The 23,724-nt window shown below is 58.5% G+C and carries 19 protein-coding genes; 6 read left to right on the top strand and 13 right to left on the bottom strand.

Translation table 11 applies throughout. From position 1 onward, the window contains the following. Nucleotides 1–86: 86 nt before the first annotated feature. From CFT68_RS17880 to CFT68_RS17870, 3 genes are all read right to left on the bottom strand, one after another. On the bottom strand, nt 87–794 hold the full coding sequence (locus tag CFT68_RS17880; RefSeq protein WP_088844923.1) for an SDR family oxidoreductase: 708 nt from the start codon (nt 792–794) through the stop codon (nt 87–89). 98 nt (nt 795–892) lie between these two features. Beyond that, on the bottom strand, nt 893–2,794 hold the full coding sequence (locus CFT68_RS17875) for a glycoside hydrolase family 13 protein (RefSeq protein WP_088844922.1): 1,902 nt from the start codon (nt 2,792–2,794) through the stop codon (nt 893–895). A gap of 281 nt (nt 2,795–3,075) precedes the next feature. After that, nucleotides 3,076–4,515: a hydrolase gene (locus CFT68_RS17870; protein ID WP_088844920.1), complete on the bottom strand. Its 1,440-nt coding sequence runs from the start codon at nt 4,513–4,515 to the stop codon at nt 3,076–3,078. Between the two features lie 423 nt (nt 4,516–4,938). On the opposite strand from CFT68_RS17870, the gene glgP reads away from it, so the two are divergent. Beyond that, nucleotides 4,939–6,591: an alpha-glucan family phosphorylase gene (gene glgP / locus CFT68_RS17865; protein ID WP_088844919.1), complete on the top strand. Its 1,653-nt coding sequence runs from the start codon at nt 4,939–4,941 to the stop codon at nt 6,589–6,591. Nucleotides 6,592–6,837: 246 nt separating this feature from the next. On the opposite strand, the gene CFT68_RS17860 is transcribed toward glgP, so the two are convergent. Together CFT68_RS17860 and CFT68_RS17855 are read right to left on the bottom strand one after the other, a co-directional pair. Further along, nucleotides 6,838–8,499, bottom strand: coding sequence for an FAD-dependent oxidoreductase (locus CFT68_RS17860; RefSeq protein WP_088844917.1), 1,662 nt, complete (start codon nt 8,497–8,499; stop codon nt 6,838–6,840). 160 nt (nt 8,500–8,659) lie between these two features. Further along, a complete protein-coding gene (locus CFT68_RS17855) occupies nt 8,660–10,057 on the bottom strand; it encodes a sensor histidine kinase (RefSeq protein ID WP_088844915.1) in 1,398 nt (465 codons plus the stop codon). Between the two features lie 224 nt (nt 10,058–10,281). Here CFT68_RS17855 and radA point away from each other — a divergent pair, with 224 nt between their 5' ends. Together radA and CFT68_RS17845 are read left to right on the top strand one after the other, a co-directional pair. Next, the gene (gene radA, locus CFT68_RS17850) at nt 10,282–11,673 is read left to right on the top strand and encodes a DNA repair protein RadA (protein ID WP_088844914.1); all 1,392 of its coding nucleotides are present in this window, start codon (nt 10,282–10,284) and stop codon (nt 11,671–11,673) included. 347 nt (nt 11,674–12,020) lie between these two features. Next, on the top strand, nt 12,021–13,484 hold the full coding sequence (locus tag CFT68_RS17845) for a TlpA family protein disulfide reductase (protein WP_088844912.1): 1,464 nt from the start codon (nt 12,021–12,023) through the stop codon (nt 13,482–13,484). 84 nt (nt 13,485–13,568) lie between these two features. Here the strand turns inward: CFT68_RS17845 and CFT68_RS17840 are convergent, their stop codons facing one another. Then, a complete protein-coding gene (locus tag CFT68_RS17840; protein WP_088844909.1) occupies nt 13,569–13,931 on the bottom strand; it encodes a hypothetical protein in 363 nt (120 codons plus the stop codon). Between the two features lie 165 nt (nt 13,932–14,096). Here CFT68_RS17840 and CFT68_RS17835 point away from each other — a divergent pair, with 165 nt between their 5' ends. The 3 genes from CFT68_RS17835 to CFT68_RS17825 all read left to right on the top strand — a co-directional run bounded on the left by CFT68_RS17835 (nt 14,097) and on the right by CFT68_RS17825 (nt 17,022). Further along, nucleotides 14,097–15,119, top strand: a complete 1,023-nt coding sequence (locus tag CFT68_RS17835) for an SPASM domain-containing protein (protein ID WP_088844908.1) — start codon at nt 14,097–14,099, stop codon at nt 15,117–15,119. Between the two features lie 87 nt (nt 15,120–15,206). Continuing rightward, entirely contained in the window at nt 15,207–15,848 is a 642-nt protein-coding gene (locus CFT68_RS17830) for a helix-turn-helix domain-containing protein (RefSeq protein WP_088844906.1), read from the top strand. A 211-nt stretch (nt 15,849–16,059) separates the two neighbouring features. After that, complete coding sequence (locus tag CFT68_RS17825) at nt 16,060–17,022, top strand: hypothetical protein (protein ID WP_088844904.1); 963 nt, start codon at nt 16,060–16,062, stop codon at nt 17,020–17,022. 144 nt (nt 17,023–17,166) lie between these two features. On the opposite strand, the gene CFT68_RS17820 is transcribed toward CFT68_RS17825, so the two are convergent. The 7 genes from CFT68_RS17820 to rsmI all read right to left on the bottom strand — a co-directional run bounded on the left by CFT68_RS17820 (nt 17,167) and on the right by rsmI (nt 23,684). After that, nucleotides 17,167–17,820 (bottom strand): outer membrane beta-barrel protein, encoded by a 654-nt coding sequence (locus CFT68_RS17820; RefSeq protein ID WP_088844902.1) that lies wholly within the window; start codon nt 17,818–17,820, stop codon nt 17,167–17,169. A 206-nt stretch (nt 17,821–18,026) separates the two neighbouring features. Further along, on the bottom strand, nt 18,027–19,322 hold the full coding sequence (locus tag CFT68_RS17815; RefSeq protein WP_088844900.1) for an erythromycin esterase family protein: 1,296 nt from the start codon (nt 19,320–19,322) through the stop codon (nt 18,027–18,029). Nucleotides 19,323–19,413: 91 nt separating this feature from the next. Further along, nucleotides 19,414–19,755, bottom strand: a complete 342-nt coding sequence (locus tag CFT68_RS17810) for a hypothetical protein (RefSeq protein WP_088844899.1) — start codon at nt 19,753–19,755, stop codon at nt 19,414–19,416. A gap of 122 nt (nt 19,756–19,877) precedes the next feature. Further along, nucleotides 19,878–20,075, bottom strand: a complete 198-nt coding sequence (locus tag CFT68_RS21975; protein ID WP_088844897.1) for a FeoB-associated Cys-rich membrane protein — start codon at nt 20,073–20,075, stop codon at nt 19,878–19,880. Nucleotides 20,076–20,296: 221 nt separating this feature from the next. After that, complete coding sequence (locus CFT68_RS17800) at nt 20,297–21,103, bottom strand: inositol monophosphatase family protein (RefSeq protein WP_088844895.1); 807 nt, start codon at nt 21,101–21,103, stop codon at nt 20,297–20,299. A gap of 135 nt (nt 21,104–21,238) precedes the next feature. Further along, a complete protein-coding gene (lnt, locus tag CFT68_RS17795) occupies nt 21,239–22,942 on the bottom strand; it encodes an apolipoprotein N-acyltransferase (RefSeq protein ID WP_245815434.1) in 1,704 nt (567 codons plus the stop codon). Beyond that, nucleotides 22,932–23,684: a 16S rRNA (cytidine(1402)-2'-O)-methyltransferase gene (rsmI, locus tag CFT68_RS17790; protein ID WP_088844892.1), complete on the bottom strand. Its 753-nt coding sequence runs from the start codon at nt 23,682–23,684 to the stop codon at nt 22,932–22,934. The genes lnt and rsmI overlap by 11 nt, the downstream gene beginning before the upstream one ends. Nucleotides 23,685–23,724: the final 40 nt, after the last annotated feature.

Genomic DNA, 23,724 nt, shown 5'->3' with positions numbered 1-23,724 from the left:
GTTTGGCATTCGACTGGCCTAGAGGTGCAAGTGGCGCAACTGGCGCTGCCAAAACATCAAACTCACCCGCTCACAATTTCACCACCTCACCACTCCTGGGTAATCGGATGAATCATGAGTTCATCCACTACCACATGCGCGGGAGCTTCCAATACATAGCGTACAGCCTGGGCAATGTCGGAGGGCTTGAGGTGGGTTTTTTCCAGCTCGGGCGAGCCGGGGTGCGACTCGTTGAAGTACGTATCGACCATACCCGGATAGATGGTGCTGACTTTCACGCCGTAAGGCCGCAGCTCCTTGCGCAACGAGCCCAGCATGGCATCCTGGGCGTATTTGCTGGCGCCATATACGGTGCCGTGCTCAAAGGTGCGCTTGCTCACATCGGAGGCAATGCCCACAATATGGCCGTGGCCCTGCGCTTTCAGATAAGGTACGGCCGCTTTGCACATCAGGAAGGTACCCTTCACATTCACATCGAAAATCCTGTCCCACTCCGCGGCTTCAAAGTTTTCAAGCAGGTTGAAGGAGCCCACACCGGCGTTGCACACCAGAATATCGAGGCGACCAAAGCGGCTGAGCGTTTCGTCCACCACATTCTGGGCGTCGGCGGCATCCGATACGTCGGCGGGAATGGCTAGGCCCTGAGTTTTAAGGGTCAGATCTTCCAACTCATCGGAAGTGCGAGCCACGGATACCACTTTGGCGCCTTGCAGAGCCAAGAGCAAGGAAATGGCTTTTCCGATGCCTCGGCTGGCACCCGTCACGATGGCTACTTGGTCGGTTAGGTCGGTCATAAGAATCAGGCTTAGTGGGCTTATGCTGAAAAAAAGCAACCAGTGCTCCACGCATAAGTTACGAGGGACTGCGGAGGTTCCCGCAGTCCCTCGCCAGACTACTTCTTCAGCTCCACCACCAGCGCCGAGTAACCAGGCACCTTAAACGACTTCAAATCGGAAACGGAAGCGCCCGAAACCACTTCAGTACCCGACGAGAAGCCAGAGGTACGCTCGGCAAAGCGGGCGCCGTCTACGGTCTTTTCCTCGGGGTTGGCGTTCATCATAATCATGACGGTTTCGCCCTGGTCGTTGTAGCGGAAGTAGGTATAGATGTTATCCTGCGGGATAAACTGCATCAGCTTACCGGTTTGCAGCACGGGGTGAGCCTTGCGGTAAGTGCCCAGCTTGCTCACGTAGGCAAAAGCCTCCTGCTCCTGGGGCGTGCGGCCGGCGGCCGTGAACTTGTTCTGCTTGTCGCCGGAGAAGCCGCCGGGGAAGTCGGCGCGCACGAGGCCATCGGGGTTCGAGAAGTTCTTCATCAGAATCTCGGTTCCGTAGTAAAGCTGCGGAATGCCGCGGGTGGTGAGCAGCCAGGCGAAGCCCATTTTCAGGCGTGGCAGGCTCTCGCCAATCACCGAGTACACGCGGCTCATGTCGTGGTTGTCCATGAACACCACGTTGCGGGTGGCGTCTTCGTAGAGCCAGTCGCCTTGCAGTCCCTCATAGAGCCGGTTGAAGCTGCCCTTCTCCTTCAGCGCGTCCTGAATGCCGCTCAGCGACTGGAAGTCGAGAACGCCGGGTAGGTTGGACTTGAACCCATCCACGGGCGGCAGAATGTTGCGGGCGAAGAACGCCTGCTGGGCCGTGCTGCCCACCCAGGCCTCTCCGAACATACCTAGCTGGGGGTACTCATCCAGCAAGGCCTTGCCCCAGTCCATCAGGAATTTAGGGTCAGAATAAGGATAGGTGTCGATGCGGTAGCCGTCTAGGCCAGTGTACTCTACCCACCAGATGAAGTTCTGAATGAGGTAGGTAGCTACCAATGGATTGCTCTGGTTCACATCGGGCATGGTGGTGTCAAACCAGCCTTTGTTGTACAGGTCCCGGTCGCGCTTGGAGCCGTAAGGGTCGTTGAGGGCCGAGGAGTTGTAGTTGCTGCGCGTAAACGTAGGCCACTGGTTGAGCCAGTCTTTGGCCGGCTGATCCAGGAACAGGTAATTGTAGCTGCCCATGTGGTTGAGCACCACATCATGAATCACTTTGAGACCATTCTTATGCGCGTTCTGCACAAACTGCGCGTACTCCTGAGTGGTGCCGTAGCGCGGGTCAGAGTTGTAATAGTCCGTTACGGCGTAGCCGTGGTAGCTAGCCTTGGGCATGTCGTTCTCCACCACCGGCGTAGGCCAGATGGCCGTTACGCCCATGCTCTTGAGGTAGTCAAAGTGCTGCTCCATGCCCTTGTAGTCGCCGCCGTGGCGGGAGTACATCGAGTCGCGGGCTACGGTGCGGGCGCGGGCAGTTTTGATGACGTCGTTCTTCGCGTCGCCGTTGGCGAAGCGGTCCGGCATCAGGAAGTAGATGAAGTCGGAGCTGTTAATGCCCTGCACGCGGCTCTTGTCGGAGGTATTGCGGGCGCGCAGCTCGTAGTCGTACTTCAGCTTGGTTTTACCGCCCGTGAAGTTGAGATTCAGCTTGCCCGGCTTGGCATCGGGCGAAATGACCAGATTGACAATAAGATAGTTGGGGCTTTCCAGTTTCTGGGTGCCTTCCAGCGTTACGCCGGGGTAGGCGGCCATATTCAGCTTGCTGTCAGCAATGCCGGGGCTGTGCACCAGCAGCTGCAGCTTAGGGTTTTTCATGCCCACCCACCAGAACGTGGGGTCGATGCGGGTGGCGGAGGCGGCTTTGGCGGCCGGCGCGGCCAGCTCTGTAACGGTAGGGGCGGTAGCGGCTACAGCTGGAGCGGCCGAAGCCAGCAGTGCGCCAGCCAGGAAAGGAAGAAATCGGGTAGAAATCATCGGAAGGTGGGAATTCAGTGACGGTATGGCAAGGTACGGCACGAAGCCACCGCCTGACTAATGCCGAAATGCGCTGAATTAATGCTGTATTAGCTGATTCTAGGCCACTCTCCTCAGCTTCGATGCCAATAGGGCTTACCCCACCCCGACCTCTCCCGGAGGATGTGGCGCCTCAAGCCAGTGTGGGCCGGGGGTGGGGTACTAAAAAGCCCCGCCGCCTGGTTGAACCAGACGACGGGGCTTTCTAGCTAAATAAGTGGCCTACCAACAGGCCTAGGCGCCTACTGCAGCTTGGCTAGCCACAAGGAGGCGTTCAGGTGGAGGCGGGCGTGACTAACATTTTCGCTCCAGCCATTATACACGGTGTTGCCTGGCGAGCCGGTGCCATCGTCGGCTGGCGAGGAGTCGCCGATGATGACCACGCGGCCGGTGCCGAAGGTGCTGCTGGCCGCCATGGCCAAGCTGTTGCCCTGGGCCGCTGAGGTACGCCAGATCAGGCCTTGCACCGTGGCGTTGGCCGTGGGGTTGAGCGTCATGGTGGCGCCGTTGTGGTACGAGAGCTGCGACACAGCGCCCTGAGAGCCATTGAGAATGGGGTTAGTGCCCGTACGCACGTTAGAGCTGTTCTCCACCACGTTATCAAGGTTCACGGAGAAGCCGAAGGGGTTGGCTTTCACGGAGTTGTTCTGCATCAGGTCGTTCCAGATGGCGGGCGAGTCCCAGCCGTCATTGTTGCGGTCCGAAATGTCGTGGTCAGAAATCATGAACAGGCCACCACCGTTCTGCACAAACTGCAGAATAGCCGTTTTCTCGGCCGCCGTGAATACCGTGTTGGGCTCATCTACCACAAACACGCTGTAGTTGCTCAGGTCCTGCGCGTTAGAGCTGTTGCCATATGTAATAGCGGTGCCAGTTGGCAGCTGCTCCACGGTGTGGCCTAGCTTGACCAGGGCCACACCCCACGCCGAAACGGCGCCCGTCCAGTAAGTTTCCGGGGTGCTGCTCGTGATGCCGCTCTGGGCCGGCGAAGGATAACGCACAGATACACCGTTGTCTACATCCAGCACCCAGTCGGCGTTGCCGGCCAGCTCACCATGCGAGCCATCAAACAGGAATTTCTTGGCGCCGGTGGTAGGCGGCGGGGTCGTGCCGCCACCATACTGCTCCATCGTCACGTTGTCGATGTTGATGCGGTTAGTGCCGCCCGAGGTTTTGCGGATCTGCAGGCGAATGTTGCCGCTCAGGTTCACCGTGAACGACGCCGTGCTCAGGGTAGAGCTGCTGGTGGTAATGGTGCTGCCTACTTTGGCATAGCTGCTGCCGCTGTTCTGGCTTACCCACAGCTCCCACTGCGAGCTGCCATCGGTGCCATACACGGCGTGCTGCACCGTTACCACACCGGCGCCGGTAGTGGCGTTGAAGTTCATCGTGAGCGAGCCGACGTTGCGGACGCGGGCCGACTGCGCGCCGGTTTTGGGGTCGGCGGTGGTGTTGCCAAGCAGGGCGTCGTTCAGCGTCCAGAAGCCGGAGCCCAGCGTAACGGAGCCGGTAGTGTAGGCCGTTTTGGTGCCCGTCTCGAAGCCCTCGGGGAAGCCAGAGGTGCTGACGTCAGCCGTGGTAACGGTAGCGGCCGGAGCGGCCGGCGAGAGGTCCTGCTTGGCGCAGGCCAGCATCATGAGACTCAGAACCGAAGCCGTGAGCCAGCGAAAAGAATGGTGCATGAAAGGAAGGTTGGTTGTGGAAAAGTGAGAAAGGATGGATTTCTGTACTACAAAGCTACCGGGTGGAAAGCCCGCAGTATGGCTGGCTAATGTTACTGATTTGTTACCAAATGATAGACGCACAGCCAATTAGTGCCCCGTGGTTGGCAGCAGACTACGCCTACTCATGGCCTAGGCCACTGTTCTGCTCAGGTAGGGTGGCTACTCGCTAACTCTTTGGGGAAGGGTGGCCTAGGCCATTTTGTCGGAGGGGTTAATGATGGTTTTTTGTCTTTTATTGGTGGCCGGTTAGCATTTCGGGCGCTTTGGTTGAGTTAGGTCCTTAGAGTCCACAGTTTTCCGCTTTTTTTGGGCTTGAATTCGTACGCGAATTCCAAGGGTAGAACTTCTGCCCGTTTCCTCACTCAGACCTATTCTGCTCTCATGGCATTTGACTTTCAGATGTACCCTACTGCCCCCGAGTTTAGCACGCCGGCAGCCTATTTTTCGATGGAATTTGCGCTGGATCAGGCGCTTAAAACCTACTCGGGTGGCCTGGGCTTCCTGGCTGGCTCCCACATGCGCTCAGCCTACGAGTTGAAGCAAAACGTAGTGGGCATCGGCATTCTGTGGTCGTTTGGCTACTACGACCAAGGCCGCAACGAGGACATGAGCATGCGCGCCGATTTCCGCATCAAGCAGTACAGCTTCCTGCAGGATACCGGCCTAGTGTTCCCCATCACCATCCACAATGCGCAGGTGCTGGTGAAGGCCCTGTACCTGGCCCCCGAGACGTTCGGGACGGTGCCCATGTTCTTCCTCACCACCGATATTCCGGAGAACGATTACCTCTCCCGCACCATCTCGCACCACCTCTATGACGCCGATACGGCGGCCCGCGTAGCCCAGAGCATTCTGCTGGGCGTGGGCGGTGGCAAGCTGCTCGATGTGCTTGGCCGCCAGACCGATGTATATCACCTCAACGAAGGCCACGGCCTGCCGCTGGCATTTTACCTCTACGATAAGCACGGCCGCAACCTCGACGAGGTAAAGAAGCGCCTGGTGTTTACGACCCACACGCCCGAACTGGCCGGCAACGAGGAGCACCCCGTGAAGCTGCTGCACAAAATGTCGTTCTTCGGCAATGTGCCGCTGGAAGAAGTAGAGCGCCTTGGCCTGGTAGAAAACGACAGCCTGAACTATACGCTCACAGCCCTGCGCTTCTCGCGCATCTCCAACGGCGTATCGAAAGTGCACGGCGAGGTAGCCAATGAAATGTGGGGCGGCAACGCGGGCATTTGCCCCATTATCGCCATCACCAACTCGCAGAACGGCACCTACTGGCGCGATAAGCAGCTGCAGGCGGCCCTGAAAACCAACGACGATAAGGCGCTGCTGGCCCGTAAAAAGGAGCTGAAGAAAGCCCTGTTCGACATTGTGGCCGACCAGACCGGCACCCTCCTCGACCCCGAGGTGCTGACTGTGGTGTGGGCCCGCCGCTTTGCCGGCTACAAGCGCGCCGACCTGATTCTGCGCCACTTCGAGCGCTTCCTGGATATCGTGAACAATGCTGACCGCCCGGTGCAGGTAATTTGGGCCGGCAAGCCGTACCCCAAGGACTACGGCGCTATCGGTCTGTTCAACGATATTATCGCTAAAACCAAGAACCTGAAGAACTGCGCCGTGCTCACGGGCTACGAGTTAGGCCTGTCGGCGGCCCTGAAGAAGGGCTCCGATGTGTGGCTGAACACCCCGCGCTACCCTCGCGAGGCCTCGGGCACCAGCGGTATGACGGCCGCTATGAACGCCTCCCTGAGCCTGAGCATTGCTGATGGCTGGATTCCGGAGTTCGTGCGCCACGGCGAAAACGGCTTCCTCATTGAGCACACTGATATCAACCAGCCCGACCACGTGAAGGACGATATCGAAGCTACCAACTTGCTGGATGTGCTCGAAAACGAGCTTGTGCCGCTGTACTACACGCAGCCCGAGAAGTTCCTGGAAGTCGCCAAAACCGGCATGCGCGAAGTAGAGCCCGAGTTCGAGTCGCACCGCATGGCCACGGAGTACTACGAGCGGATGTACAACGCAAAGTAAGAGATTGGAAAGTGGCCCTAGGCCACTTTCCAATCCACCAATATAAAAGCCCATCATCCTGAGCTCTGCATAGGATGATGGGCTTTCGTGTGTTTAAAAACTCTTGGTCGTCATGCTGAGCTTGTCGAAGCATCTCTACCGTGAGTAACCAAATGAGTTAGACAGCGGTAGAGATGCTTCGACAAGCTCAGCATGACGGTCTTTTTCTGATTCTGGCTAAGTGACGCTCCCTAGGCCACCATCCACCTACTCATCCAAGTACTGGTGCACAAACTTGATGGCCATGCTGCCTTCGCCAACGGCGGATGCTACGCGGGCCATAGCGCCGGAGCGGCTGTCGCCGGCCGCAAAAACGCCGGGCACGCAGGTTTCCAGCAGGTATGGTTCGCGGGGGTGTTTCCAGGAGTCGGCGTAGCTCGGGTCCGTTACCAGGTCGCGGCCTGTGAGCAGGTAGCCTTTGCCGTCGCAGACCACCGTGTCACAGATCCACTCGGTGCTGGGCTTGGCTCCGATGAAGATGAACAGCGCCCGCGCCGGCCGTACTTCCTCCTGCCCGTTGATGTTCAGCACCACTTCCTCCAGATGATCTTGGCCCCGAACCGCGGCTACCTGCGTGAAGGGCAGCAGCTCAATATTCGGCGTCTGGCTGATTTGTTCAATCAGGTACGCCGACATAGACGCCGCCAACGACTTGCCCCGAATCAGGATGAACACGCGGCGCGCATAGGTGGCCAGGTACATAGCCGCTTGCCCCGCCGAATTGCCGCCACCCACAATGTACACGTCCTGCTCATCGCAGGAACGGGCCTCGGTGCGCGCGGCGCCGTAGTACACGCCCGCGCCGGTTAGCTCATGAATGCCAGGCACTTCCAGCGTGCGGTAGCTCACCCCCATTGTCAGGACGACGGCGCGGGTCTTCACCTCCAGGCCATTGCTGAGGGAAAGAATTTTGTAGCCGTCCTGTACGCGTAGGCCTGTCACTTCCTGCGGCGCCAGCAGCTCAGCCCCAAGCCGTACTGCCTGCGACCAGGCCCGGTGCGTCAGTTCGCTGCCACTCAGGCCGGTCGGGAAGCCCAGGTAGTTTTCGATGCGGGAGCTGGTGCCGGCTTGTCCGCCGGGTGCCTGCCGCTCAATCACCAAGGTTCGTAATCCTTCCGAGGCGCCATACACGGCGGCGGCCAGCCCCGCCGGTCCGGCCCCAATTACTACCACATCATAGAGCTCCTGCAACGCTTTCTGCGAGAGGCCTAGCCGCTCCGCCACTACGGCACGCTCAGGATTAGAGAGGGCACTCTGGTCCTCGAACACTACTACCGGCAAGTCAGCAGGTGTAAAGCCGGAGCGGGTCAGCAGCGCCTGGGCTTCAGGGTTGGTCTCGAAATCAAGCCACTGGTAGGCCACCATATAGCCCGCCAGAAAGTCCTTGAGCTCATGCGAAAGCGGCGACCATTGAAACCCAATCAGGCGCAGCCCCTGAAAACGAGGACGATACGCCGCTTGCCACGCCGACAGCAAATCGTGCAGCGTGGGGTAGAGCAGCTCCTGCGGCGGGTCCCAGGGCTTAATGAGGTAGTAGTCGAGGCGGGCGTGGTTGATGGCCCGGATGGCGGCTTCCGTATCGGCGTAGGCCGTCAGCAGCACGCGTTTGGCATCGGGAAAAAGCTGGCGGGTTTGCTCCAGCAGCTCCACGCCCTGCAGGCCCGGCATGCGCTGGTCGGCCAGTACCAGGGCCAGGGGCTCCTCGCGCTGCTGCAGTTCCTGAATAGTAGCCAGGGCCTCTTCGCCGGAAGCAGCCCGTAGCACCCGGTAGTCGCGGCGGAACTCCTGGCGCAGGTCGCGCTCAATGGCATTCAGCACCTGAGCGTCATCATCAACAGCAAGTAGAATCGGTTTTTTGGTGGCAGCCATCTATGGTGAAGTTGTGAAGTAGTGAAGTTGTGAAGTAGTGAATTTGTGAAATAGTGAGATGGTGAAATAGCGAGATGGTGAGATGGATGTTCGAGTGGCCTAGACCGCGCCACTTGCGCAAGCTGTCAGGCCAGAATGTCAAACTCACCATTTCACCACTTCACGATTTCACCTTTGGCAGCCACACGCAAAACTCGGTGTGGCCGGGCTCCGAGCGTACTTCCAGGCGGCCGTCGTGCTGCTCAATAATACGCAGCGCAATATCGAGGCCTAGGCCAGTGCCCTCGCCAGCGGCTTTGGTGGTATAGAAGGGTTCGAGAATGTGGGGCAGCACATCGGGCGGAATGCCGGGCCCGTTGTCAATTATAAACACGCGCACAAAGTCGCCGTCCAGGCGGGTGCGCAGCGTGATTTCGCCGCCCGGCGGCAGCGCATCAATGGCATTATCAAGCAGGTTGGTCCAGACCTGGTTGAGGCTGCTGACCTGACCTTTCACGAGTGGCAGGTTGGGGGCATAGTCGCGGGTAAGCGTGACTTTTTCCTCGCGCATGCAGTAGCTCAGGATGTTCACGGTGCTCTCCAGGCCCTCCTGCACATTCAGGGGGCTGAAGTCGCCGGCGCGGTCCATGTGGCTGTACGTCTTCACGTTACCAACCAGCGTGCTGATGCGGCCGCCGGCCTCCTTTACGTCGCGCACCAGGCACAGCGTGGTCAGCTGGCCCTCCAGCCAGGCCAGCGCCGAGGGGCGGCTGAGCTCAGGCAACGCCTCAATCAAGGGCTGCAGCTGCGGCAGCGTAAGTCCCGCACTCATCAGGCCAGAGGCCAGGGTGTACCCGTCGGGCACGCCTTGGGTTTCCAGCCAGTCTGCCAGCTCATCTTCCTGATCGGCACGGTCGAGGGAGGACATGGCGGGCGGTAGCTCCGGCGTTGCGGAGGCCACGGCCGCCAGCTTGGCCAGGGCGGCGGGGTCGGGGCAGTGCTGGACCAGCTCCAGCAGCAGGGCAGGCTTGGCCCGCAGGCGGTTGTCGAGGGCTTCAGTGGCCCGCATGATGGCGGCGGCCGGGTTGTTGAGCTCGTGCGCCAGGCCCGCCGAGAGCTTACCCAGGGCACGTAGCTTGTCGTCGCGCTCCTGGCCTCTTGTCTCCTGCCGGGCGCGGTCGTTCATCAGGCCTACGAGGCGCTGTACCAGCTCAGGGCTCACCTGCTCCAAGGCCGGAAAGTGCTTCCTATGCAGCAGAAACAGCGTGGTTTCGCCGTTGGCCAGCCCTAGCCCTTGAATAACGCGGAGCCGGGAATAGGGCAACACGCCGCTCACCTGGCCAGTTTCCACCCGAAAAATCGGCTCCCGATTGCCATTGCGCACCGCGAAGAACTGTAGGCCACCTTCCAACGAGGCCATCATAAACTCGGCTTCGTCGCCGGGCTGTACTACGGGCTCGTTGGGGGCGAAGTGGCGTACTTCCCCATGCGCCAGAAGCCACTCCAGCACGTCGGGCGGCAAATCGGCGAAGGTCGCAATGCGGGTAAGGGTATCGGAGGTGAGGGCAGATGCAGGCATAGGAAGAGGGCGCCGGAAAGGCCAGAAGCGGTGCAACGGTAGCAAAGTAGTCGGCTGAGTACCGAATTTACTCTTTCCTGCTCAGCTTTATTGAGAATAAGGTTGGGCCGTGAGCTACAAGCAGCGCGCCTCAGGATACCCGGCTAAAAACCCGTTTCTTACCAAACTTTTTAGCCTTTTTGCGCATTTCATTAGTTTACCCCGCTCATTCAGGAGCTCACTATATGGCCAAAATCAAGACCCTATTTTTCTGCCAGAACTGCGGCGCACAATCCGCCAAATGGATTGGCCGCTGCCCCTCCTGTGGTGAGTGGAACACCTACGTAGAAGAGGTAATCGAGAAGAACGATAACAACGCGGCGGCCGGTGCCTGGAAAGCCTCCACCACCGTAGGCAGCACGACCAGCAAAGCCGCCAAGCCCAAGGCTCTGGGCGAAATTCTCTATGAAGAAGAATCCCGCCTCGACACCCACGACGGGGAGCTGAACCGTGTGCTGGGAGGTGGCCTAGTGCCTGGCTCTCTGGTGCTTATCGGGGGCGAGCCGGGCATTGGCAAGAGTACGCTCATGCTCCAGATTGCCATGCACATGGGCAAGCAGCGCATTCTGTACGTGTCGGGGGAAGAGAGTGAGCAGCAGATCAAGATGCGCGCCGAGCGGCTGGGCAAGCAGCACCCCGGCCTCTACATCCTCACCGAAACCAGCACTCAGAATATCTTCCGTCAGATTGATCAGCTGCAGCCCAATGTGGTGGTCATTGACTCCATCCAGACGCTGCATTCTTCCCTGGTAGAAGCCGGCGCGGGTTCCGTGAGCCAGGTGCGGGAGTGCACCACCGAGCTGCTGAAATATGCCAAGGAAACCGGAGTGCCGGTGCTGCTCATCGGTCACATTACCAAAGATGGCTCTATTGCCGGTCCCAAGATTCTGGAGCACATGGTAGATACCGTGCTGCAGTTTGAGGGCGACCGGCACCTGAGCTACCGGATTCTGCGCACTATCAAAAACCGCTTCGGTTCCACCTCAGAGCTAGGTATTTACGAGATGCAGGGCAGTGGCCTACGGCAGGTCAGCAACCCTTCCGAGATTCTGCTCAGCCAGCGCACCGAAAGCCTGAGTGGCATGGCCATCGGGGCCACGCTAGAGGGCAACCGCCCACTGCTGGTAGAAGTGCAAGCCCTCGTGACGCCGGCCACCTACGGCACGCCCCAGCGCAGCTCTACGGGCTTCGATGCCAAGCGCCTGCAAATGCTGCTGGCCGTGCTGGAAAAGCGCAGTGGCCTACGCCTGGGCCAGCACGATGTGTTCCTAAACATTGCCGGTGGCCTACGCCTTGATGACCCGGCCCTGGACCTGGCTGTATGCGCCGCCGTGGTCAGCAGCCTCAACGATGTGCCCATTGCCGGGGAAGTTTGCCTGGCGGCCGAGGTAGGCTTGAGCGGCGAAATTCGGGCCGTGAGCCGGTTGGATCAGCGCCTTTCGGAGGCTGAAAAGCTCGGTTTTGCGGAAATGTACATCTCCCAGTTCAACGCGCGGGGCCTCGATATAGCCCGCTACGGTATTCGGGTGCACCCCTCTGCCAGGCTTGATGAAGTGCTGAACGGCTTGTTTGGATAAGCACCTGCGGGCCGCTGGCGGGCTGATGCATTCTGCTGGAAGTCAGTGAAAATAGAAGCGAAAAAGCAGTTGGTGGCGAAGCCCGAAACACACGTTTGGGGGCGCTAACTGGCTGCTTTTTTCGTTTAGTCAGGGAGCAAAATTGAGCAAGCGGCCTACGTTCAAAACTTTGGCCTAGAGGCGGGGTTACGAAAAAAGGGCCTTAGCGGATTGGACTTTCTCCTACTTAATGCCGTATCTTCGATACCAAAATTGGCTTTTACCGCGAATCGACTGAATCTGATAGCCCAATCAGACCAGCGAAAATGGACGACGCCAAGTATTCACGTATGTAGTTTCCTCCTCCGATGGCCTATACACTCCGCTTTGCTGCCGTTCTGCTTTGGGCGGGCCTTTTGGCTGCCCCGCTGGCGGGTAAAGCCCAGGGCACGGTGGTCCTGACTGGCAAGGTAAGTGGGCGCACCGCCGATACCGTGGCTGTGTCCATCCGCGAAAACCCGCTCGATCCGAAAGAACAGATTACCTATGCCCGCCTCGACGACAAAGGCGAGTTTCGCATGGCCGTGAAGGTGGAAGGCCCCGTACGGGCCGACCTGGTCTACGGCGACGATGTGGCCGACCTGTTTCTGGAGCCGGGCAACCAGCTGGATATTCGCTTCAAGGGTTCTGATATGGCCAGCTCCGTGCGCTTTAAGGGGCGGGGCGCCGAAACAAATTCTTATCTCTCGGAGGTAGATGAGCGGTTTGTGGAAAACGATGGCTTTCAGGTGCTGCCTGATAACATTATGCTCTATGAGCCCGGTTTCCTGTCGTTTCTGGACTACCGCCGCAAGGAGGAGCAGAAGTTTCTGGATAATTACGCTCAAGACAACCAGCTAAGTCAGGCGTTCAAGGACTTCGCCAAGGCCGAAATCGACTACAGCTACGCCAACGACCGGCTCACGTACCAGGATTTGCGCGAGCAAGTGGTGGCCACCGAGAGCCGCCTGAAGATGTCGCCGACGTACTACGACTTCCTCAACGATAAAGCCTTGATCAACAGTTCTTCTGCCATGGGGAGCGGCATGTATCAGGAGTTTTTACTCAACTATATCCACTACCTGGCCGAAAGCAACGGCAAGCGCCGCACCGATCCGGATTTTTACCAGGTGTGCTACGACCAGGCCAAGAATAAGCTTTCCGGCCCCGTACGGCCCGTAATTATGGGCCGCGTGCTACAGGAGTCGTTCCGGTTTGGGCACGTGAAGCAGTCGGCGGCTATGCTGGCTGATTTCAAGAGCGCCGATCCGCAGAACAAGTACTACCCCGTGCTTCAGCACGATTTCGAGTCGCACAAGGCCTTCGCCATTGGCTCGCCGGCGCCTGATTTCCGACTGGTTTCCTCGAAAGGTGACACCGTGACGCTGCAGCAGCTGGCCGGCAAGCTGGTCTACATCAACTTCTGGCGCACCACCAGCGGCCTGGCCCTGCGCGATCTGCCCTACGCCGCCGACCTGGCCAAGAAGTTTGATGGCAAGAACATTGTGTTCCTCAACATTGCCCTCGATGAAAACGAAGGCGCCTGGAAACAACTGGTAGTGAGCAAGCGCCTGCCCGGCATGCACGTGCGGGCCGCCGGTGGCCTACGCGCGGCGGTAGCCAAGGCCTATGGCGTGCAGGATGTGCCCGCTTACTTCCTGCTGGCAGAAGACGGTACTTTCCTGAACACCAAGCCCAAGCGTCTCAGCAGCCGCGCCGCCGTAGATGAAATAAAGGAATCCTTCGGCAAAGCCAATACCTACAGCAGCACGCTGCCGGCTGGCGGCAAATAGACTGGCCTAGAACCCGTTTTTTGCATAAGAAAAGCGCCGCTCATGTGCATGAGTGGCGCTTTTCTTATGCGGTTATCCGTAGGCCTATGCCGTCCGGAAACCAGTGGCTTGTTTGATAGAGCGCTCATTGCCAGTAGCGGGGTCGGCGTAGCTGTGCTCCCCAATCTCCACCGACACGCGTTTGCCCAGTAGCTGCTTGGTATCGAGGTCTTTACCGGCCTCAGGGTGGATGCCCACGGCGGAGTAGAGCGACAGCAGAATGGGCATGGCAGCCGGGGAGGTATAGAATCGCTGGGTCACGAAGCCATCCTCATTTTCCATGCGAGCGGCAAAGAACGGCACGTTCTGGTGCTCACTTTGGCCCTCCTGAATATCGGTAATCTCAACGGTATGACGACCGTCGGGCAGAAACCCTTTTTCCTGTCCTTTCTCAACTGAAATTTTCATGATCTGTAGCAAGGTTGGATATAGAGAGGTATACGAAGGCTAATAATATTAGGTTATATTGCTAAAAAAAATAGTATAGTTTGGGCTGTAGCTTGTTATTTTAGAGCTCGTGCTTGGGAGGATTTCCGGCGTTGCTTGTTAGGAGCACCGTACCTTTATCCCCGCATGGCTTCCCTCCTCTCCGACGCGCTCAACTTCGTTTCCAAGACCTCGCCCCAGCGCCTCTGGAATGCCACGCAGGTTACGGGCGGCTACCTGCTCAGCAAGCTTACGGGCAAAGCCCGGCACTGGGGCCTGCCGGTGGCGCTGTCGTTTGAGCCTACCACGAGCTGCAACCTGCGCTGCCCCGAGTGCCCCAGTGGCCTACGCTCCTTCACGCGCCCCACGGGCATGTTGCCCGACGAGCTGTTCAAGAAGACCATTGATGAGGTGGCTTCGCGGCTCTGGTACCTGATTTTTTACTTCCAAGGAGAGCCGTACCTACACCCCAACTTCCTGGATCTGGTGAAGTATGCCGCCGATAAGGGCATCTATACCGCCACCAGCACCAACGCCCACTACCTCAACGATGCCAACGCCAAGCGCACCGTGGAGAGTGGCCTAGACCGCCTCATTATCTCTCTGGATGGCACTACCCAGGAGGTGTATCAGCAGTACCGGGTGGGGGGCAAAATTGATAAGGTGCTGGAAGGCACCAAAAACCTGATTAAGTGGCGGCGGGAGCTGAAGTCGCAGACGCCGCGGGTGGTGTTTCAGTTTCTGGTGGTACGCCCCAACGAGCATCAGATTGAGGAGGCCAAGCAGCTGGCCAAGGAGCTGGGCGTAGATGACGTGTGGTTCAAGACGGCCCAGATCTACGACTACCAGAACGGCTCGCCCCTCATCCCGACCATCGACTACTACTCGCGCTACGAAAACCAGGGAAACGGTACCTGGAGCATCAAGAACAAGCTGGTAAACCACTGCTGGAAGATGTGGCATTCCTGCGTGATTACGTGGGATGGCCTAGTGGTGCCCTGCTGCTTTGATAAAGATGCTGAATACCGCCTCGGCGACCTGAAAACCCAGACCTTTCGCCAGCTCTGGCACGGCACCAAGTACCAGCAGTTCCGGGCTTCCCTGCTCAAAGGCCGCGACCAGATTGAGATGTGCCGCAACTGCACCGAGGGCACCAAAGTGTGGGGATAAGTGAAGTGGTGAAGTAGTGAAATAGTGAGCTGATGTTCGGTTGGCGCTTATCTTGGAGCTGGCTTTCCTTCTATCTCTCGCTACGCTATGTTCTCCCCTGCTCGTATCTCCACTATCCGCAAGAGTAAAGGCGTTTCGCAGGAGGTGCTGGCCGAGCAATCGGGGGTGAGTTTGCGCACCATTCAGCGGGTGGAGCAGGGCGACACCGTGCCGCGGGGCTACACGCTGCAGGCGCTGGCCGCCGCGCTGGAAGTACCGCTGGAAGCATTCCGGACGGAGCCGGAAGCAGTAAAGACTGAGCCTGACCCGCAGCCGGAGCCAGCTGCACTGCCAGAGTCATCAGTTTTTGCAGGCGTGCCACAAGTCCTGCGTCCAGACCCACAGTTTCTGCAACTGCTCAACCTAAGTGCGCTGGGCTTCCTGCTATTTCCGCTACTGAATCTGGTGGTGCCGTGGGTGCTGTGGCGGAAGCACTGCTACGAAGTAGAGCACGCGGCAGAGGTCGGGCGCCGAGTGCTGGGGTTCCAGGTACTGTGGTTGGTGCTTTGCGTCCTGAGCTACGGGTTGGCGGCGGTAGCGCATCTTTGGGCGCGGCTGTATCAGCTGGTACTACCCAATTTGTTTGTAGGGGTATTCGTCAGTTCCTACCTGATAAACCTGGTGGTGGTCTGCTACTCGGGATGGCAGTTGCGAAAAGGCCAATTCGATTTCTACCGCTTCCGGCTCTAAAAATGTAGCCTGGGCTTTAGCCTGTAGCCGTGCCAGGGAGAGTGCTTTAACAGCGGCCCGGACTGAAACCCGCTCAGCATTCTTATTTTTTTAATCGATTGATTGTCTGATATTTATTTGAAGTGGCGGCAAAATGACGGGTAAATGGCGCAAGCGGTAGGGTGGCCTAGCGGGTAGTTTTGGCTCATACTCCAACCCCCATTACCGCGTCATGAAACTCTTCCGCAACATCCTGCTTGCCGTACTTGCCCTGCTTCTGGTTAGTGGCCTAGGAGGCTACTTCTATATGCGCAAGAAGTTTGAGCCAGCCGCCAATCAGCTGGTGATAACGGGCCTACCTGCTACTTTCAACTTTGCGTGGGAAGCCGATAAATTAGGGCCGCATGCTGCGCTGCTCGTGCCCGTAACGCTGCCCGGCTGTCCCCGCACCTGCTACCTCCAGTTCGATACCGGCGCGCCTACTTCTTTGCTCTACGCCAACTCCTTGGCGGCGCTGCGCAAGCAGTACCCGGCTACGGCCCAGCGCTTGCTGCCCCAAGCGGATACTGTTCGTGACTTTACGTTTACGCTAGGCCAGGCCCAGGTTAAAGCGCGCCGGCTGAAGGCCTATCAGCATGGCGCCAGTGAGCTGCCCGCTGATAGCACCGAGCATTTTATCATCGGTACCCTGGGGGCCGATATAGTGGATGGTCGGGTACTGGTTCTCGACTACGCCCACCAACGCTTCAGCCTCAGCACCCAGCTACCCGACAGCCTGGCCCGCCGAACCGAGTTCGTGCCCCTCGACTACGCCAGCCGCCGTCTCATCCTGACTGCTCAGGTACAAGGCAAATCTGAAAAGCTGCTGTTCGACTCCGGTACCAGTGCCTTCGCACTCCTCACCAGCCAGGAGACGTGGCAGCAAATGGCCCGCCCCCAAGCTCCCATCCAGACTGGAACGGGCAATGCCATGGGCAATACGATAACCACCTACACTACCGCCACCGCGGCCGCCCTGCAACTCAACAACCTGACCGTTCCTCTCGGCACAGTAACGTATGTGGAGGGCACCAGAATGATGGAGAACCTGCTGATGCGCTTCTCCGGTATGGGCGGCATGCTAGGCAACGAGCCCTTCAGCCAGCGTACGGTCGTGCTGGATTTGCAGGGTGAGCGGTTTGGCGTGGTGCGGTAATGCGGCTTTCAGCTAGTAGTATAGAAAATACATATTTGTCTAACTTACAAAGAGTAATTTCAGAGAAAGAGGCGTGCTGCTGCGCTCTTTCTCTGAAATTACTAGCTCTCCGCATGGCTTTGTTAAGAGGCCTGGGTGTTGCTGTTAGCGGCTACCAAACCGGTAGCGTAGCCCTATGGCGCCGGAGGGCGTGACAACTCGTGGAGAACGCAAATCCATATTAACAGTGCCTTCGCCTATCGCCTCTAGGCCGGAGAAAAGCCGATAGCGGAAGCTGGGGCCTATGCTCAACGCTTTGTGATAGATTTTGGAATTGCGGTTGAATGAGATAGACGCCTCTTGAATAGGGTCATAGTTATAGCCCCTGCCTTTATAGGTTTCGTAGTCTAGCGAAAAACCGCCTATTGCATCCACCTGGAAACGCTTGTTCAGATCGCGCGTCAGCGTGTAGCGCCCTAAGGCCGTTAATGCTAGGGACGTATTCCGGTACTTGTTGGAATAAAACCCGGCGATAACATTTCCATTTGCATCCCTGGGGATGACACTATACGAGCCTGGGCTGGTGCTATAGGATGCCCCTAGCTGCACCGCCCAGCGTGGATTGAGCTGATAGCCGAGCGTAAGCTGCAAGGGAGGCACTGTGCTAGGATCAATCGACCGGCTCAGGCGCTGAGAGAAGTTGGTGAAGGCCGATACGCCAACATAATATCGGGGTGTTTCGGGCTCACTAGTTTGCGCAAAGCTGAGCAATGGAAATGAGAACAAAACGGCGCCAATACCAATAGAGCGAACAAGCATAAACAGGATAGGTAGAAAATGGAAACGAGTAGATGGTATAAGAAAGAGTATCAGGAAGAATCCTAAACAATGTAAAACGTTGCACTCGGGACAGTAAAAATACACTGACCAGGTAGCTTTGAAGCCTATAAAGCGGAAAGCTACCCGGTCAGTGTATCATAGATAGGACCTGCCGTCGAGGCCTTAGAAGTAGCCAAAGGCCAGGTTTAGTAATTCCACGGATACAGGTCTGGTGGGGTGTGCGTGTCGGCTTCGGTAGGCAGGGCGTGCAGGGCACGGGTCTGGTCGAAGAACATAAAGGCATCGTAGCGCTCCGGTATCTGGGTGGGCACGTAGTTGCCGAACTGCTCAAATTCTGGCCGGTACACTACCCCAATGGCGCGGTGGCCTACGGAATGCGCTAGCAGCGGATGGCCGCGCAGCTCTTCGGAAAACAGCAGGGCGTTGTCGCCTTTGAGCTGCTGGTGCAACATGTGTTCCCAGGAGCTCCGGCGGGCTTCGGGTACAGTCATTACCTCAGGAGTGGCACCCCACTTCTTTCCAGCTACCACGGTGCCCTGGTAGGTGCCAAAGCCCACGGCAAATACGTTGTCGCGGCCGTAGGCTTCCCGGGCCAGCTGGCCTACGTTCACCATCTGGTCGTCGCGCATGTCGGTGTAGCGGGCGTCGCCGATGTGCGTGTTGTGCTCCCAGATGATGGCCTTGCTGTTGGGGCCGTGGAGGTCGAGCAGGCGCGTGAGCGTTTCCATCATATGCTGGTCGCGCACGTTCCAGGAGGCCGCTCCGCCCCGGATCATGGCCCGGTAGTAGCGCTCGGCATTCACAGCTACCAGCGCGTTCTGCTCGGCATTGAACTTCTGCTCCTGCGCTCGTAGGCCACCCGGCGGCAGGTCTCTCACTTGGCGACGCAGGGCACGCAGCATTTCGGTCACTTCATCCTCACAGTCTTCCGACACGAAAGCCACCGCCTGAGCATATTCCTGCGGATCTTCGCTGTAAGGCTCAAAGCATCGAAACGCTTTATGCGCAGCTTGCACGGCTCCATCGCCCTGCTTTTCCACGTAGTGCAGAATCTCCTGCAACGACTCCCAGAGGCTATACACATCGAGCCCGTAGAAGCCTATCTGCTTGTCATCGGCCAGCGCTTGGTTGTGCTCTCGGAGCCACTCTACTAAAGCCACAATTTCCCAGTTTCCCCACATCCAGGTAGGCCACCGGTTGAACGTGCTCAGCACGGAGCTTGCCGGCGCGTGAGTAGGTGTATTATGCTTAATGGCAGCATTCACCTCGAAACAGTCGGGCCAGTCGCCTTCCACTGCCATAAACTGAAAGCCTTTCTCCTGAATCAGGAGCTTGGTGAGGGCCGTGCGCCAAGTATAGAACTCCGAAGTACCATGCGAAGCCTCGCCCAGCAACACAACGCGAGCCTCGCCAATAGCCTCCAGCAACGGGTCGAGGTCGGAAGCACGGCGCAGCGGGTGGGTAGGAAACGTCGTTTTCATAGTCGAGTTTGCCTAGGGCGGAAACACAAGAGTGCGCCGCAGGTGGATTGCGGCGCACTCTAAAAGCAGTGCCTGAAAAGGAAGGCTGTGCTTACTTGTTCTTCTTGCTCAGGTTTTTACCGAGGTCTTCTACCTGCTTCAGGAACTCCAGCGCGTCGGAGTCGCCGTAGGTGCCGTAGGCTGAGGAAATCGTGCCCCGCACGCCATCGGTGGTTTCGAGCGCGTATAGAATCGACATATCATCGGGGTCACTTTCGCCCTCGAAACGGTAAAAGTCTACGATGGTCACTTCGCTGGGGGCGTAGCTCTTATTGCGCTCGTTGTTGAGCGTATGCAAGCGGCCTTCCGTCACGCGAAAATCTTCGGTGTAGCCCTCCTTGTTGAGCTGGCGTTCTACGTTGATGAGCGAGCGTTCTTCTTCTTTATCTTGCATGGGAGGGGCGTTTTGGAAATGGAAAGAGTACGGTTGGGAGGGGGCCAACAAAAAGCCCCGCACCGGCTATACGTAGCCACTACGGGGACAGGTTATCCGAAGTGCAGAAGAAACGCGCGCCGCTACTGCCCAGCGCCTTTCGTGGCAGCTAATTCAATGGTGCGCTGCAGGCGGTCTACATCAATAACGGAGCAGGCACCGCCGCACCCTTTGGCACAGCCCGCGGCAGTTTTATCGAAGAAAGCGCGCCAAAACAAGCGTCCGACGTAAAACGCTGCGCCCACGAAAAGCAGAGCAATGAGGAGATATTGTAGCCACATAACGAGCACAAAACTACGACGGTAACGGAAAAGTTTAGCGAAGTGGCCTAGCGGTCTGACAGGCACCCCACCCCAACCCCTCCCCACGGGGAGAGGGGCTTATTTTACTACTACAACGACTTAGCTGATATTAGCTGACAATTGCAATACTAATTCAAGCCCCTCTCCCTGTGGGGAGGGGTTGGGGTGGGGTTTCGCATCAGGATGGGCCAACCACTGGCCTAGGCCACTTCTTCCTTCCAGAACTCCCGGATGGTATCCTGCATCTCCTGGTGTACGAGGCCATTGCTGGCCACTACCTCGCGGCCGAAGAGCGGGTCACCATCTTCCAGGAACTGGGTCACGCGGCCCCCGGCTTCGCGCACCAACAGAATGCCAGCGGCAACATCGTAGGAGTTGAGGTTGAACTCGAAGAAGCCCTCAAAGCGGCCAGCGGCTACGTAGGCTAGGTCGGCGGCGGCGGAGCCTACGCGGCGCACGCCGTGCGAACGGCGCATGAAGGCACCCAGCAGCTGCAGGTAGTCGTCCATCTTGCCGAAATCGGTGTAGGGAAAGCCGGTGGCAATGAGGGAGTTATTCAGGTCAGGAACGTCGGTGACGTGGATGGGAATCTCGTTGCAGAAGGCTCCGGCGCCTTTCGCGGCCCGGAAACACTCATCGCGGACTACCTCGTACACCACGCCCGCCACCAGCTCCTCGTGATGAATGAGGCCTACGCTTACGCAGTACACCGGCAGGCCGTGCACGAAGTTGGTAGTGCCATCCAGGGGGTCAATAATCCAGTTATAGCCTTCGAGGCGGTCGGCGCCTTCGGTGCCTTCTTCGGTGATGAAGCCGGCCTCGGGCAGTATTTCGCGCAGGCCCGCTACCAGCAGCTTTTCGGTTTCCTTGTCTACATACGACACCAGGTCGTGCACGCCTTTGGTCTCGATGTGGCTGCGGTTGAAGGTCAGGGCTTCCTGCCGGATGAATTGGCCCGCGTGGCGCGTTACGGCCGCCAGCTGAAAGCTGAGTTGATTGTAATCCATAAAGGGAAAGAAATATTCGCTTAAAAAAACCTGTCATTCTGTGCTCAGCAACGGGCCATTTCACGTCAGCGCACGGCGCTAGGCAAGTCGTGCAGCGTGAGTAGATGCTGCGCTCAGCTCAGGATGACAGACAGCTTAAGCGGTCAAACGTTTTTTGTTTAGCTGGCTGAGCACGCCCGTCAGCACAATTAGCAGGAAGGCCAGCACCTGCATGGTAGGCCCAATCAGCTCGCCATAGCGGACGTAGAACGTCTCTTCGGTGTTCAGGTGCACGGTAGCGCGACTGGCCGCCTGCACCCACCAGCCAGTGCGCTGCGTGATTTCGCCTTTCTGGTTGATGAAGCCCGAAATGCCGGTGTTGGCTGAACGGGCAATGTCGCGGCGGGTTTCAATGGCGCGCAGCGTGGCGTACTGCAAATGCTGCTCGTGGCCCGGCGTGTCGGACCACCAGCCGTCGTTGGTGATGATGCCCAGCAGCGTGGCGCCGTTCTTCACGTAGTCGCGCACAAAGTCGCCGTACACCGATTCGTAGCAGATAATCGGGCCGATGCGCAAGTTCGGGTCGGCGGTTTTGTACACCGTGCGGTCAGGCTGCGAGCCTAGGCCACCGGCCGCGCCGCCCAAATCAATCACGAAGGCCGAGAGCCATGGCGGCACGCCCTCCACGCCCGGCACCAACCGCGACTTATGGTAGAACTCGGGTGGAGCTGCCGCCCCGCGCAGGTGCACAGCAGCATTGAATAGATCATAATAGCCGGTGCCTTCGCGGAAGCGCGCCGTGGGGCTGGCGGTTTCTTTAGAGTCGTAGCGTACAGCGGAGGTGAGGCCCGTAATTAGCTCTATGCCAGGATGCTGGGCCAGCCACAGCTGGAGGCGCTGGGCGTTGGGGTTGAAGCTGAATACTTCCTCAGGGTACACTTCATCCAGAGAGGTTTCGGGCCAGAACACCACTTTGGTTTGGGGCGTCAGGTTCTGTTCGGTGAGCGTGAGCAGGCGCGTAATCTGCTCCGTGTGCGGGATGAAGCGGGAGCCGCCTTCAAACTTCTCCTCAAACGGATCGACATTCGGCTGAATCACCAGCACTTCAGCCGTGGGGCCTTTCTCCTGGTATTGGCTCCCGATAAGGTAGGAGAGGCCAATCGGCAGCAGAATTGCCAGTGCGGGCCAGTACCATTTCAGGCGTAGGCCAGTAGCGGCCGGGCTGCTTCCATCAGCAAGTGGCCTAGCAGACCGAGTAAAGCCAAACCACGCCCCAAATACCAGCAGGTTCGTCGCCCAAATCCAGACGGAGCCGCCCAGGAAGCCGGTGTATTCATACCACTGCACCAGTTGGTTGGCCTGCGCGAAGCCGTTGCCGAGTGTCAGCCAGGGCCAGGTCAGGAACCAGTGCAGGTGCAGCTGCTCGAAGGCAATCCAGTAGATGGGCAGCGAGAGGTAGCCGATGAGGTGGCCTAGGCGCTTCTTGGTGTGATAAAACGCCATAACGGGCGCGCTCAGCATGAGCGCATTGCAGACTACGGCCGCAATGCCACCGCCTAACGTGCTGTAGCTCACCCAGTACGTAGTGAACAGGTTCCAGAGTACCAGCGTGAGGTAGGTGTAGCGCCACACCTTCCAGCCGCTGGCTCCGCGTTGGGTTAGTAGCTGCTCCGCGCGTAGGTACGGCACCCAGGCCACCAGCAGCACCAGCGCCAACGGCGCCGGGTGCACGGGCCAGCCCAGCCACAGCAGGAAAGCGCTCAGCATAGCCAGCAGGCTGGGGAGCCAGTAGGCCAGTCCGGAAACAGGTAAGGTCGCCGCGGCCGCTGGGGCTACGGGAGAAGTTGGTTTAGTCAGCACTACGGTCGTCGTGGTTGGCGTAACGGTCTTCTTTAACTCGCTCTTCTTTCTCGCGGCCCTGCACCACCAGCACAATCTCACCTTTAATGGCGGCGCGGCCCGCAAAGTTGGCGGCCAGCTCGGGCAGCGTGCCGTTCACGGTTTCTTCAAACAGCTTGGTCAGCTCCCGGCTTACGGAGGCCAGGCGGGCCGGGCCCAGCACTTCGGCTAGCTGCTCCAGGGTCTTCACTATCCGGTGCGGCGACTCGTAGAAAATCATAGTGCGAGTTTCCTGGGTCAGTTCCTTCAAGCGCGTCTGGCGGCCTTTCTTGACTGGCAGAAACCCCTCAAACGTAAACCGCTCGGCCCCAAACCCCGATTTCAGCAAGGCCGGCACGAAGGCTGTGGCACCTGGCAGACACTCTACCTTCAGGCCCTTCGCCAGGCACTCACGCACCAACAAAAAACCGGGGTCCGAAATTCCGGGCGTGCCCGCATCCGATACCAGCGCCATGGTTTCGCCCTTTTGCAGGCGCTCCAGCAGGCGCTGCACGGTCTGGTGCTCGTTGTGGAGGTGGTAGCTGAGCATGGGCTTTTTCAGGCCGAGGTGCTGCAGCAAGCGGCCACTGGTGCGGGTGTCTTCGGCCAACACGGTATCTACTTCGCCCAGCACCCGAATGGCGCGCAGCGTAATATCCTCCAGATTGCCAATGGGCGTGGGCACCAGGTACAGAACGGTCGGGACGGCAGAAGTATCAGACATAGACGCAAAGGTAAGGGGCTTTGGGTGCCCGCATTTCCAG

The sequence above is a fragment of the Hymenobacter gelipurpurascens genome (genome assembly GCF_900187375.1).
GTDB classification, from domain to species: Bacteria; Bacteroidota; Bacteroidia; order Cytophagales; family Hymenobacteraceae; genus Hymenobacter; species Hymenobacter gelipurpurascens.
Note: the sequence above shows the minus strand (reverse complement) of the source record. Positions and strands in the feature narration are given on the sequence as shown.